Genomic DNA, 566 nt, shown 5'->3' with positions numbered 1-566 from the left:
GCATAGATAGCAAGGCACATCAAAAAGAAATACCGATGCCCGCCCTTTATCTCTCCGATCTGCCGCAGCCACCAATGGTAGAGCGCATACGGATCATCACCATGCACCTTTCCGGCAATATCCCACTTCTTGCGTCCTTTCTCGCCTCTCACAACAACACGCTCATACCACTCCGGATATGCCTCCATCGCCTCAGCTCGTGTCATTTTGGATGGGCTGAAAGGCTTATTGACATCCACCCTGTTTTCTGGCTTTGCGTAGGCGTTCAGATAATCCAGCGTTACCCGTTCTCCGGTACGGAAAGCGACCAGCTCCGTCCCATGCTTGTCATTGATGCTGCCCACCATGCGGAAGCTCTGATTGATGGATTGATACTGGATCGCCTTGACCTGCGAAGTGCTGCCATACTCCCATAGCCGGAAAGTGAGGTCATATTTCAGACTTTTAAGCTGAATTTTTATATTCGGGTATAGGTCAATCGGCTGCTGGAAAACATAGTAGATATGCAGCCCTGTCCCCGACAGAACAAGGAAAGTCGGCATCGGCAACCGGCGCACTCGCTCCGG

The 566-nt window shown here is 51.6% G+C and carries 1 pseudogene; it reads right to left on the bottom strand.

Features of this window, described 5'->3' with window-relative positions:
- Nucleotides 1–542, bottom strand: a pseudogene (locus JKK62_RS10420) (hypothetical protein); the annotation flags it as partial.
- Nucleotides 543–566: the final 24 nt, after the last annotated feature.

This window comes from Ruminococcus difficilis, assembly GCF_016680995.1.
Note: the sequence above shows the minus strand (reverse complement) of the source record. Positions and strands in the feature narration are given on the sequence as shown.